The 12,064-nt window shown below is 52.5% G+C and carries 11 protein-coding genes and 1 pseudogene; 9 read left to right on the top strand and 3 right to left on the bottom strand.

Features of this window, described 5'->3' with window-relative positions; genetic code table 11:
- Nucleotides 1-282: 282 nt before the first annotated feature.
- A complete protein-coding gene (locus G506_RS0115125; protein WP_028117599.1) occupies nt 283-4,833 on the bottom strand; it encodes an SslE/AcfD family lipoprotein zinc metalloprotease in 4,551 nt (1,516 codons plus the stop codon).
- Nucleotides 4,834-5,221: 388 nt separating this feature from the next.
- Nucleotides 5,222-5,494, bottom strand: a complete 273-nt coding sequence (locus G506_RS0115120; protein WP_028117598.1) for an oxidative damage protection protein — start codon at nt 5,492-5,494, stop codon at nt 5,222-5,224.
- Nucleotides 5,495-5,775: 281 nt separating this feature from the next.
- Between G506_RS0115120 and G506_RS0115115 the strand changes: the two genes are divergently transcribed.
- The 5 genes from G506_RS0115115 to G506_RS0115095 all read left to right on the top strand — a co-directional run bounded on the left by G506_RS0115115 (nt 5,776) and on the right by G506_RS0115095 (nt 8,523).
- A complete protein-coding gene (locus tag G506_RS0115115; RefSeq protein ID WP_028117597.1) occupies nt 5,776-6,294 on the top strand; it encodes a VOC family protein in 519 nt (172 codons plus the stop codon).
- Between the two features lie 10 nt (nt 6,295-6,304).
- Nucleotides 6,305-6,745: a DMT family transporter gene (locus G506_RS0115110; protein ID WP_028117596.1), complete on the top strand. Its 441-nt coding sequence runs from the start codon at nt 6,305-6,307 to the stop codon at nt 6,743-6,745.
- Nucleotides 6,742-7,191 (top strand): DMT family transporter, encoded by a 450-nt coding sequence (locus G506_RS0115105; protein WP_028117595.1) that lies wholly within the window; start codon nt 6,742-6,744, stop codon nt 7,189-7,191. Before G506_RS0115110 ends, G506_RS0115105 begins: the two co-directional genes overlap by 4 nt.
- The gene (locus G506_RS0115100; protein WP_028117594.1) at nt 7,188-7,502 is read left to right on the top strand and encodes a hypothetical protein; all 315 of its coding nucleotides are present in this window, start codon (nt 7,188-7,190) and stop codon (nt 7,500-7,502) included. The genes G506_RS0115105 and G506_RS0115100 overlap by 4 nt, the downstream gene beginning before the upstream one ends.
- A 94-nt stretch (nt 7,503-7,596) precedes the next feature.
- Nucleotides 7,597-8,523: a LysR family transcriptional regulator gene (locus G506_RS0115095; protein WP_051202216.1), complete on the top strand. Its 927-nt coding sequence runs from the start codon at nt 7,597-7,599 to the stop codon at nt 8,521-8,523.
- A gap of 16 nt (nt 8,524-8,539) precedes the next feature.
- On the opposite strand, the gene mutY is transcribed toward G506_RS0115095, so the two are convergent.
- Nucleotides 8,540-9,577, bottom strand: coding sequence for an A/G-specific adenine glycosylase (gene mutY / locus G506_RS0115090; protein WP_028117592.1), 1,038 nt, complete (start codon nt 9,575-9,577; stop codon nt 8,540-8,542).
- Nucleotides 9,578-9,657: 80 nt separating this feature from the next.
- Between mutY and trmB the strand changes: the two genes are divergently transcribed.
- The 4 genes and pseudogenes from trmB to G506_RS0115070 all read left to right on the top strand — a co-directional run.
- Nucleotides 9,658-10,374: a tRNA (guanosine(46)-N7)-methyltransferase TrmB gene (gene trmB / locus G506_RS0115085; protein ID WP_035387426.1), complete on the top strand. Its 717-nt coding sequence runs from the start codon at nt 9,658-9,660 to the stop codon at nt 10,372-10,374.
- Complete coding sequence (locus tag G506_RS0115080; protein ID WP_240473438.1) at nt 10,344-10,715, top strand: 50S ribosome-binding protein YggL; 372 nt, start codon at nt 10,344-10,346, stop codon at nt 10,713-10,715. The genes trmB and G506_RS0115080 overlap by 31 nt, the downstream gene beginning before the upstream one ends.
- The gene (glsB, locus tag G506_RS0115075; RefSeq protein WP_028117589.1) at nt 10,716-11,630 is read left to right on the top strand and encodes a glutaminase B; all 915 of its coding nucleotides are present in this window, start codon (nt 10,716-10,718) and stop codon (nt 11,628-11,630) included.
- 185 nt (nt 11,631-11,815) lie between these two features.
- A pseudogene (locus G506_RS0115070) lies at nt 11,816-12,064 on the top strand (helix-turn-helix domain-containing protein); the annotation flags it as partial.

The raw sequence follows: 12,064 nt of genomic DNA, 5'->3' as shown, positions 1-12,064 counted from the left end.
CCGCAGTTGGCAGAGCAGCGGATTGACTGATTTTAAGATCGGCGCGTGTCCTTGGTTCGATTCCGAGACGAGGCACCATACAGCAAAGCCCTGAACGAAAGTTCGGGGCTTTTTGTTATGCGCTGGAAATGTATTAAATGGACTCAATGGCAGAGCAGCGGATTGACTGATTCTAAGAGCCGTGCGTGTCTCTGGCTTAAGTCCTAACACATATAAAAATGGCCAGTTGCGCAAACAACTGGCCATAACGAACTGAGCGTGTTTTAAGTCAAAGCGAGATGATTATTGCACGCTGGTGTAGCTGAATGGGGACTGGTTCGGTTTATTGAAGCCTAATGCCTGTGTGGCATTTAAACCTGCAGCAGTCAAACCGCCGCTGTAACTCACCTGAGATTCGGTTTCGCCCTCTTTCGGTGGCAGATCCGCTTTGCTTTCTGACGGATTCCAAGCCCTAAAGTAGTCAGTTAGGTCGGTATGAGTGAGATAAGAGAGGCAGGTCATCAGCAGATCGCCTTGGCTCAGCCCAGTTTGGGTCGCTGAACACTGGTTGCCAGCATCGCCGTGCTCACGAGCTTTGCGGTGTGCCAATTTGATCATATTCCAGCCTTCATCATCACCAAACACACTCGGACGATCCGCCGCATCTGGATACCAGTCAGCAATCTTGAAGTGGTCTTCACCCCACAACTTCAACTGGCCAAACATCGCCAAGCGCATGCCGTTATCGCCTTGCGACCAACCGTGGCCATGATGACGTTGCAGCCATGGCTTGATCTTTGGCAGCGTCGCTTCGATACGCTCCATGTACGGCTTATCTTGGCGTTGCTCCTGCATGTATAGCGCAAGGATGTTGTTGGTTACCTCGGTCGCGCCGGTGATAGTGAATGGCGCCGCAGCTAGGTTATGTCCCACTTCATGCCACAGCAGCCAATCGTTGGTTGGTACTGTTGGGATTGACGTGCTGTTGACATTAAAGGAACTGCTTTGCACCGGGTAGCCAGAGTGGGCGGCACCGATGCTGATCTGCGCATCATTGACGAAGCGATGGCGATTACCCGGTAAGTCGGTGTAGGTAAAACGTCGATGATCGCCCTGGGCGGTTTTTTGCTCGCGACCATAAAAGTCGCTGGCACTCTCCGCAAAGGCATTCATGTCGACCACAAACTGCTTAATCACCTCGGCATTGCCGCTAACATTGTTGACTGGGGTGGTATAGATGAAGTGACCGGTGTCGATCTCCGCCAGCGGTACCTCAGGGTTGTATGGATGCAGCCACTGGCCATCACGCCACAGCGATGCTTTAAGTACATTGCTGAACTGGAAGCTAACCAGATCGTCAGTGCCCTGTGCTAGCGGCTGAATGTAGATCAAGCCACCGTATGGCACGGTGATTTGGGTGCTACCACCATCGTGGCGGAACGATTGCTGTACCCGAGATGGACGCTTCAACGCCAGTTCGTGTTGGGCACGACCAGTAATGTCATCCACCAGTGCCACAGTGATGTTAGCCTTTACGCCACCACTTACGGTTACCTGTTGTAACTGCGGTGCCCACAACCCAGTAGACTGCATATTACCAGCAGTGCCGGTTACGGTGGTGCCATGGGTGTGTACTAATGCCTCTTCGTTGGCGCCAGTTGCAGAGGGACGCTGCAGGTAGCCGTCAACATCAACCACGATGTCGTGATCCCAGAAGGAGCGACCCAGCATAATCCGCGTTAGCGGTTTTTCCATCCAGTTGAGTGGGAACTGTGGGTCCAACTCACCTATCAAGTTCACCATGGCATCGTCGGTATCTGGATTACCATCAGGATCTCGCAGCAGCGCTTGGGTTCGAGGTTGACACAAACTGCCGCCGCCATGGGCGTTGCTTGTGTAGCAGTTGAGCATCTCAACCGCACGTTTAAAGCCAAGCTCATCGCCGCTTTCGGCGTCTTCAACGTATTCGTATTGGGTGTCGTTCCACATCCATACTGACAAGTTGTCGTAAGTGGCGGTTAACTCCACTTTGCTCAGGCGAGCGCCGGTTTTGCCTTTGGTTCGGAAGTACAACTCATGGTTAAGCAGACGATCGATGTTGTCGCCAAGATTAGCGGCCTTGACCATGCTATCAACCACGTCGTTGCTCATCGGCATACGCTGAAAATCTGGGCGACTGTAGTTACCGCGGCTTGGAATACCATGACCAGGGCGCACTTCGATGCAGTTCACCTCATATGGGTATGCGTCTTGGCACACTGGCACGTCAACGTCAGGGAACGCCGCTTGGATTTTGGCGATCGCTGCCTGCTTCTCTTCGTCGCTCTTTACAATTTCAAACGCCAGCTTCTCTTGCTCTACCTCATTACCATCTTTATCGGTGGTGGTGATGGTGTATTTGGCAATTTCCAGCGGGTTTTCCATCATCGCCACATCGGATGGCCAAATCACGCTGCCGTTCTCGGCATCAAGGCCAATGCCATCACTGCCGCCAACTTTGGCGTAACGTTCGTAGACGACGATATCGTGCTGGTTTACCGCGTGCAGGTTAGGGCCACTGCCTGGACAGTAGTAACTCTCGCCACAGTTGGTTTGTAAGGTACGCACGACGTTAGCGCCACCAATCGACACCCCAGCGGCATCAGCTAGGCGCGCAATTGGCGCTGGGTTTGATGCTTCTAGGGTATCAAACACAATGATATTGCCGCCTTCGTTGACATACTGGATCAAGGCGGTGACATCCGCTTCGGTCAACACCGGTTTGTCTGGATTGGAGAGCAGTTTGTTGGTCATGCCATCGCCGTACATCTGAATTTCAAACGACTGCAACAACAGTACTGGGGTGTCGGCAACATTTAGCTCGGAGAAGCCGCCTTTGCTCATCGATACCACGTTGCCAATGTTGTAAGCCGCATCGATAAAGAAGTCGTAGCCAGATGGATACCCAAACGGGTAACTTTTGCTGAGGTTACTGGCGACATCAATGCTGTTACTGCCGTTGGCGTAGCTTGGCGCTAACCACGTGATCAGGTTGCCGAAGAAGGTCTTCATGCTGCCGTGATCGTTACGAACATCATTTAGTTCGGCGTCGGCGTTATCTGGAGTTCGGTAACGGCAAACTTGGTTTTCGACATCTACCTTCAAGTCGCCATAAGCCCAGTAGTTGTCTGGGCAGGCTAGCGCTGCGGTGTACATCACGTTACCTAAGAACACCACCTTGCCTTGACCAATCAGTCCGGCGGCCATGGTTGGCATGTTGTAGGTGGCACTCTCTTTAGAGATCAGATCTGGGCGTACCATCTCGATGCTGGCGTCCCCCTCCAGTAGAGTGGCATCAACGAAGTAGGCTTTCTTATCTACCCCTGCACCTCGGGTCCAGGCGGCCTCGGAGCCAAACGGCAACCAGTAGTTGTTGTCGTTGCGCGGCATCAATACCGGGAATGCTTCATTGGTTAGGTTGAAGTTACGCATTCCTCGGGCGTAACCGGAAGCGCCATAAAATGCCACGTTGTCATGGAAGATGTGGACGTTTTCGACATCATTGAAGATGCGCTTTAGTGATTGGGTAACGTAGGCACCATCTTCCGCACCGGCACGTAACACTCGCGGCGCTTGGTGATACTCAATTGAATCGAGTTTCAGCGCCTCATCAATTAATAGCGTCAAGCCCTGCTCAAATTGAGCGGTAAACCCATTGGGCATAGTGCAGGCAACACCAGCAACAAAGCAGTCTTGGATGATGGCGCCGTTTGGCAGGTTAAGATTCACCAGCTCATTAATTACATTCGGGTATTGAGCAAACACGTCACGCACTTTGGCACTCGCGGCCTCATTGGTGCCAATACCATAACGCTCAACCAAAGCCTCAAGGTTTTGTTGTACCAACTCGTTATCACTCAGATCCGCCAAGCGATACTCAAACTTGTTGCCTTTCACTTCTCCCAAGGTGAAGGTATCAATACCAAAAATAAGGTTCTCACCCCACAGGTATTCGAACTGACCCTCACTGCCAGTAATGCCATTGGCAGACTGGCTGAAATACTCAATGCCTACCAGCGGTTGGCCGTGGCGATCCAACAACCGAGCCGTGCTCATCGGTTTACTTTCAGCGGCTGGCACATATTCGTAACTGGCTTCGGCATCGGCGGCGACAAAACCGCCGCTCAAGTTGTTGCCCGCTCCAGGGGTTACTACTGGCTTTTGGTTAGGATCAACGTGGGCACTTGGTTGTTCGCCCTCCTCAGCCACCACCGGGTTTAGGAACGCATCAATGGCGTCACGATCACCGGAGCGATACAGCGAGGCGATGTCGTAGCTGTCAATCTCATCCAGGCAAAGTTTGTATGGTTCTGCCTTACAGGTGCTGATATTACCCAACAAGGCAAACGCATCAGCGCTGTGCTCGTTGAGGTCACCATCTTGCTTTAGGTCAAAGTGGCGGATGTACTCTTGCTCAGTTTGTGAGCCTTTGCCCAACAGATCAGAGAATTGGAATTGCAGCGTGGCTAAATTAGCGATGGCGCCAAAGTTGCACTGTACCGATGCTTCACCATCATGTGCGGTAAAGCTGAACTCACCATGATTATTTAGGGTTTGTCCTTCGCAGCTGATGTCACCCAGCAACTGTTTACCTTCAAACATCAGTTTGGCGGTGTAAGTAGCCACGATTGGCGGGCCGATCTCTGGTGCAGGAGGGTTTACGCCAATATCTGGCAGGCACTCTTCCCCTTCTGGGCATGGCACTGTCGGCGGTGGGGTAGGATCTGGGTTGCTAACATTAGGGGCGTTGCCATCGATATCGATACAGCCGCTTAGTGCGCTGATGATGGCTAACGAGACAAGGTGTTTTTTCATCAATTGGAATAGATCAGTTTTAGGATTAGCAGCGTCCTTGCTAGTAGTATTTCGGCGGGGAAATACGCTCACCGAATCAAATTTAGTAGTCGTTATAAATTGATCTATTTCACTCGGCAAACGTTTTGTATCACAACAAAATAGTGTCACCTTGATGTTTTTTTGGCGATTTTGGTGCGGTTGTCGACTTAATTTCGCAATTAATTAACAAGTTGGGGTTAAGTCTATGTTTTTATTGAGGCTAAAAGTTTAATTTACGAAACAAGTGTGAATGATTGCTGAAGCTTGAGTTGGGCTAAGGCGGTGCTGGTCAGCGCAGTGTCGCTGACCAGATACAACAACGGGAGCTCATATGAGCTCCCGTTGGCAAGATCGCTGATCTGAGCGATTACGCTTCCGGTGGCTTATAGCCTTCAATTTCGATGTCGGCGCCGTCAAACAGGAAGGCCACCATCTTCTCTTCCAACATCGCCCGGTGATCGGCGTTCATCATATTTAGCTTGTGCTCGTTGATCAGCATGGTTTGTTTCTTCTGCCACAAACCCCATGCCTCTTGGCTGATGTTGTCAAAAATGCGTTTGCCAAGATCACCTGGGTACAGTTGAAACGCTAAGCCATCGGCTTCTTTGTTGAGGTGCTGGCAGAAAACAGTACGAGCCATGATGTGGTTCCTTACGATTGAGTCTGGCGCCAGTTATATCAAAACTGGGTCATCGCGTCATACTGAGCAACGAATTGCGGTCGTTATTCCTGCTGGTATCGATGTATCGCGGTAAACCAGTAACGCCTTTCGCCGCAGAATATCGCTGCAATGTCAGGTTTCCAGCGGCAGCTCTCAATCTGTGCTGAATGCGCACAACAGCTATGCCGATTAGTGCCTGTTTCGGCAAATGATTAATCCTCATAATGCCGCTCCTTTTCGTTACCGCAGTAGGAGCCAGCATGGCAATTCCCGGCTTACGTACCCCTGATCACTTCGGCTTTACCGTGCCTGACTTGGCGCAGGCGGTGACCTTTTTTCAGCGTCATTTCGATTTCAAGCTGGCCTACCAGTTTGGTCCTTTTGCCGCTGATGATAATTGGATGGCGGATCATCTCAATGTCGATCCGCGCGCCAGCATCAGCCAGATTGCGGTGATGAGCGCGGGCAGCATCAATCTAGAGATCTTTGAATACGCCGACACCGCGCCGCGCAATCAACAACAGCCAAACAACGCCGACATCGGCGGCCATCACTTGGCGTTTTACGTGGATGATATGAACGCTGCGGTGGCCTACCTGCGCGCGCAAGGTTTAACAGTACTGGGCGAACCAACGGTGATGACCGAAGGCCCAAGCGCTGGTGAAAGCTGGGTGTACTTTATGGCGCCGTGGGGCATGCAGTTGGAATTGGTTTCCTACCCACAAGGCAAAGCCTACCAGCACACTTCGAAAGTGGTGCTGTTCGATCCGCGTAGCTAAGTAAATCATCATGAAATTACTTTGGACATTGCTGGTGATCACCGCCGGTATGGGGCTGTCGTTCGAGGCTGGCCTGCTGGGTCCCTTGGGCGATCAAGTTGGCTATTTATGGGCAACCTTCAGCATCTTTGGGGTTGGCAGCGCCATCTTGTGGCTGGCACGGCTGTTTAGCGGTCAACCGCGTCCAGATTGGGGATCGATCCCAAGCTGGCAGTTGATTGGCGGATTATTAGGGCCAATTTACGTGGTGGTACTGACTATGGCTACCCCAACCCTTGGAGTGGCGATGACCATGATTGCGGTACTGGCGGGGCAAATCGGCCAAAGCGTGCTGATTGATTCTAATGGCTGGTTTGGCACCACCAAACAGCCGCTAAACCGTTACCGCCTGCTAGGGCTTGTGCTACTGATTTTTGCCTTAGTGTGTGGCTATCACGGAGGCCAAGCATGACCTTTCTTCTGATTTTGGCGTTGATTGGCGGCATGTCATTAAGCGTGCAAGCGGCGATTAATGGCCGTTTGGGTGCCCAAGTTGGGGTGCTGGCCAGCGCTTGGTTAACCTTTACCGTTGGTGCGGTCATTAGCCTGTTGCTGATTTTGTTTTTTGAACCGGCACACTCGCAAACGCTGCTTACGGTGCCCAAGTGGCAACTCACCGGTGCATTGTTTGGAGTGGTGTATATGGTGGTGATGGTGGCAGCGGTACCACGGCTTGGGGTCACCATTGCCACAGTGGCCACCATCTTAGGGCAGATGATAATGAGTCTGTTGATTGATAGCCAAGGCTGGTTACACAACGCCGCCATTGAATTAAATCCATGGCGCCTTGCGGCCATGGTCGCCACTGCCTTAGCGCTGGTGTGTATCTATTTGGCTAATAAAGAGAGTGACCAATGACCACCCTGATCGTGATGTTCAACCTTAAAGAGGGCGTTAGCGAAGCGGATTACCTGCAGTGGGCTAAACAGAGTGATCTGCCCACAGTAAATAGCCTGAACAGTGTGCAATCGTTTGAGGTGTTTAAAGGCGAAAACCTGTTTGGCAGCAACGAACCATCGCCATACCACTACTTTGAAGTGATCAAACTGCATAGCGTTGATGGCTTTGCGCAAGAGCTAACCACCGCTGCGATGCAGCAGATCATTGCTCAGTTCCAAGCCTTTACTGAAGACGCTAAGTTTGTAGCGACCTCGCCAGTAACCGCTTAACTCGGATTAACAGCCAAAAGGCCAAACCGTTAATGCCTGCGGTTTGGCCTTTTTGTTTTATGATTCGATGGTTGAGCCTGATCTGAGAGCCCTGATGAATTACGACGTGTCGATGCTGGAGATCAAACTGCTGTTGATGACGGTGCAGTTTGGCAACTTTTCTGAGGTGGCTCGGCGCCAAGATCTAACGCCGTCGGCGGTGTCGCGCAAGATGGCGCAGTTAGAACACAAGCTTGGGGTCAAACTGCTGCATCGCCACACCCGTTCGGTGTCATTAACCGCCGAAGGGCAACAGTTTGTCAGTCAGTGCCGACCGATGTTGGCGCAGTTTGAACAGTTAGCCGCCAGCTTTGAGCAACGGGCGGAACAGCCCAGTGGCAGCGTTAAGCTCAGTGTTCCGGTGGCCTTTGGCCGCTTACATGTAGCGCCATACCTGCAACAGTTGCTCGAGCGCTATCCGCAGCTGAATATTGAACTGCAACTGACCGACGAGTATGTCGATCCGGCCGCCGAGGGGATCGATCTGTTGCTGCGAATTGGGGTGATCAACGATTCATCACTGCGGATGAAAGTGTTTGCCAAACAGCGGTACTTGCTGGCAGCCAGCCCGGAATACCTTGGCCGTTATGGTCAGCCACAATCCCCAACTGAATTAACCGATCACAACTGCTTGGTGTTTAAAGGCATTAAGGGATTGCAGCGTTGGTACTTTGGGGCCGAGCATACCAGCCTAAAAGCCTTTGAGGTCGGTGGCAGCCTATACAGCAACAACGCCGAGCTGTTGGTTCAGGCGGCCATCGATGGCGCCGGTATTGTGCTGTTTCCAAGTTGGTTGATTGGCGATGCGATCCAAAGCGGTAAGTTACTGCCGCTGCTTAGTGATTGGCATAAATCGGTCAGTCTGGAGCCGCAACAGATCTGTGCCCTTTATCTGGATAGTGATCAGCCCGCGCCTAAAGTACGGGCGGTGATCGATTTTCTCGCAGAAAACTATGGCAGCCCGGTGTATTGGGATGCCTAGCAACAGCTGATTTTAGCTAGAGCTGCGCCAGCAGCTTTTCCGTGGCGGCGGCGAGGCCGACATTAAATGGCTCACCTAAGGTGAACCAGTCGCTTTGGTTTTCCTGTACCTCTATGGGTTTGGCGGCCAGCAGCGCCACAACGGGTTCAATGTCTAGGTGGTAATGGCTAAAGGTGTGGCGAAAGCCGTTAAGGGTTTCCGGCTCTGCCGCCAAGGTTAACTTGGCCAGATAGCGCTCTAGGCTGACTTCATCGTCAAATTGGGGCAAGCACCACAAGCCGCCCCAAATGCCCGCTGGCGGCCGCTTTTGCAAAAACACCTTGCCCTCATGCAGAAGTATTAGCAGCAGCGCCCGTTTGGCTGGTTTCTCTTTTTTCGGTTTTTTACCGGGCAGCTCGCCGATGCGGTTGTCGGTAAACGCCACGCAAGTTGCTGCCACCGGGCAGATCTCGCACTTGGGTTTACTGCGGCTGCAGATCATCGCCCCCATATCCATCATCGCTTGGTTGTATGGTTGCACTTGATGGCTTGGGGTATTGGCGATAGCCGCTTGCCACAGTTTATTTTCGACCGCTTTTACCCCGTACCAGCCTTCAATGCCGTGATGGCGCGACAACACTCGTTTGACGTTACCATCCAAAATCGCGTGCGGCTGATCCAGCGATAAACTTAAGATCGCCCCAGCGGTAGAGCGGCCAATGCCGGGCAGGCTCATCACCGTTTCGATATCGGTCGGGAACTCGCCACCATGTTGATCGCGAATAACTTGGGCACATTTATGCAAATTGCGGCCACGGGCGTAGTAGCCCAGACCGGTCCACAGGTGCAGCACGTCATCGATATCGGCGTTGGCCAGATCGGTTAAGGTTGGAAAACGGGCGGTGAAGCGTTCGAAGTAGGGGATCACCGTGGTGACTTGGGTTTGCTGCAGCATTACCTCTGATAGCCATACCCGATAAGGGGTACGGTTATGCTGCCACGGCAGCGACTTGCGGCCATGCAGTTGGTACCAAGCAAGAATTTGCTGGGCAAATTGAGTTTCAGTCGCTTCCATCGGTGGTCAACCTAAAATACACTTAGCCGTTTTTTTGGGGCGCCCAGTGTAGCGCCCGTTCCCTTTAGTGAGAACATCTGATGAGTGACGAGCAAAAGCTGCCAGCAGACAACAACGATCTGCACCTGCGTAAGATCCGCTCTTACGTAAAGCGTGAAGGGCGGATGACCAAGGGTCAGGCCCGCGCCATGGAGGTGTACTGGCCAACCATGGGGTTAACCCATGAGATGGGCAAACTGAACATCGCTGATAAGTTTGAACGCGAAGCGCCAGTGGTACTGGAGATCGGTTTCGGCATGGGCAAATCTCTGGTGGAGATGGCCAAGGCTGAGCCGGAGAAAAACTTCATCGGCATCGAAGTGCATGGTCCGGGCGTTGGCGCCTGTCTGCAGTACGCCGAAGAGTTGGGTGTAACCAACCTGAAGCTGTACTACCACGATGCCATTGAAATTCTGGCGGACTGCATCGAAGACAACAGCCTTGATCGCGTGCAGTTGTACTTCCCTGATCCATGGCACAAAAAGCGTCACCACAAACGTCGTATCGTACGTGAAGAGTTCGTTGCGGTGATCCGTCAGAAGCTGAAACTGGGTGGCTTGTTCCACATGGCGACTGACTGGGAACACTACGCCGAGCACATGGTCGCCGAGATGTATTTCGCTGAAGGTTTTGACACCATGGCGACCGAAGGCTACTTCGTTCCGCGCCCAGATTACCGCCCATTGACCAAGTTCGAGGCTCGCGGCCATCGTCTGGGGCATGGCGTGTGGGACATGATCTACAAGAAGGTAAACTAACGGTGATTGCTAAGCACAACCCAAAGCGTAACGCGCGCATCAATAAGAAACTGCGCACTGGCGCGTTTCAAGAGTTCGGTTTTGATATCTACTGGACCTTCAACAGCGACGTAGCCGAAGAGCAGATCGACGCCATTGTGGATCAGTTGCTGGATACCGTTATCGAGCCAAACGCGCTGGGCTTTTCCGGCTCTGGCCACCGTGCGTGGGAAGGGGTAGTTTGCACCCGCGATATCGGTCAATGCACCGAGGAACATCGTCAAGCACTGGTTAACTTCTTCGCTGACAAACCGGTCACTGACGTTAAGGCCAGCGAACTGTACGACATCTGGTGGGGCTAAATGCCTGACATTGCCATGCTAGAGGCGATCGTGGCTGATGCTCGGCCGCTGCTCGGGCAGGGCAAGGTCGCTGACTACATTCCTGAACTGTCTAAAGTCGATGCCAACAAGCTTGGCATCGCGGTGTGCAACGCCGATGGCAGTGTCGTCGGCGCTGGCGATTATCAGCAGCCGTTTTCGATTCAGAGTATCTCCAAGGTGTTTTCGCTGGTGCAGGCACTGACCCTGTATAGTGAAGAGGAGATCTGGGCGCGGGTGGGTAAAGAGCCATCCGGCAATGCCTTTAACTCCTTGGTGCAGCTGGAGCACGAACTCGGCGTGCCGCGTAACCCGTTTATCAATGCCGGTGCCTTGGTGATCGCCGATCTGCTGCAAAGCCGTCTTTGTGCTCCTAAGCAGCGAATGCTGGAATTGGTGCGCGAACTCTCTGGCAATACTCATGTGGTGTCCGATAAGCGGGTGGCTCACTCCGAGTTCACCCATATGGCGCGTAACGCGGCGATTGCCTATCTGATGAAATCCTTTGGCAATTTTCACAATGGCGTTGAACAGGTACTGATGACCTACTTCAACCATTGCGCGATCAGCATGAGCTGCGCCGATCTGGCCAAAGCGTTCTTTTTCTTGAGCAATCAAGGAATGGACGTCAGCGGCAAGCGGATTTTGCCAGAGAAGCAAACCCGTCGAGTCAATGCGCTGTTGGCGACCTCAGGCTTGTATGACGGTGCGGGCGAGTTTGCCTATCGGGTTGGGATGCCAGGTAAAAGCGGCGTCGGTGGCGGCATCATCGCGGTGGTGCCCGGCGAGATGAGCGTCTGCGTTTGGTCGCCAGAGCTGGATGAAAACGGCAATTCGTTGGCGGGCATTGCGATGTTAGAGATGCTTGGCAAACGCCTTGGCCGTTCGATTTTTTGACTTGTTCAAAAAATGCTCTGAAATTAAAAGTTAACGGCGCTGTTTAAATAACAACCGATCCTGTTCTGGGTCGGTTTTTTTACACTGTTGGGTCCCTGATGAATGGCTTGGTTGCTCCGCATCGAGATTCCTATATTCTCGTGACTGGATAGCCAAGTTCATTCAGCAGCTAAGGACAGCAGCACATGCAGATTAAACTCCATGCGAATGCCACCACCACACCGAAAATTCGGAAACTGATCCAACAATCAACCAAACCAGTGGCAGTGCTCGCTAGAGAACTCGGTGTGGCTGAATCAACCATCCGTCGCTGGAAGCGTCGAACGACGGTAAATGACGGCTCCCATACCAAGCACAACTTGGGCACCACATTGAGCAAAACTCAGGAGTTCATTGTGGTGGAGTTGCGCAAGACGTTGTTGTTACCGTTGGAC

This window comes from Ferrimonas senticii DSM 18821 (assembly GCF_000422665.1).
Taxonomy (GTDB): domain Bacteria; phylum Pseudomonadota; class Gammaproteobacteria; order Enterobacterales; family Shewanellaceae; genus Ferrimonas; species Ferrimonas senticii.
The sequence above is the reverse complement of the archived record's forward strand: the minus strand, read 5'-3'. Positions and strand labels throughout refer to the sequence as shown.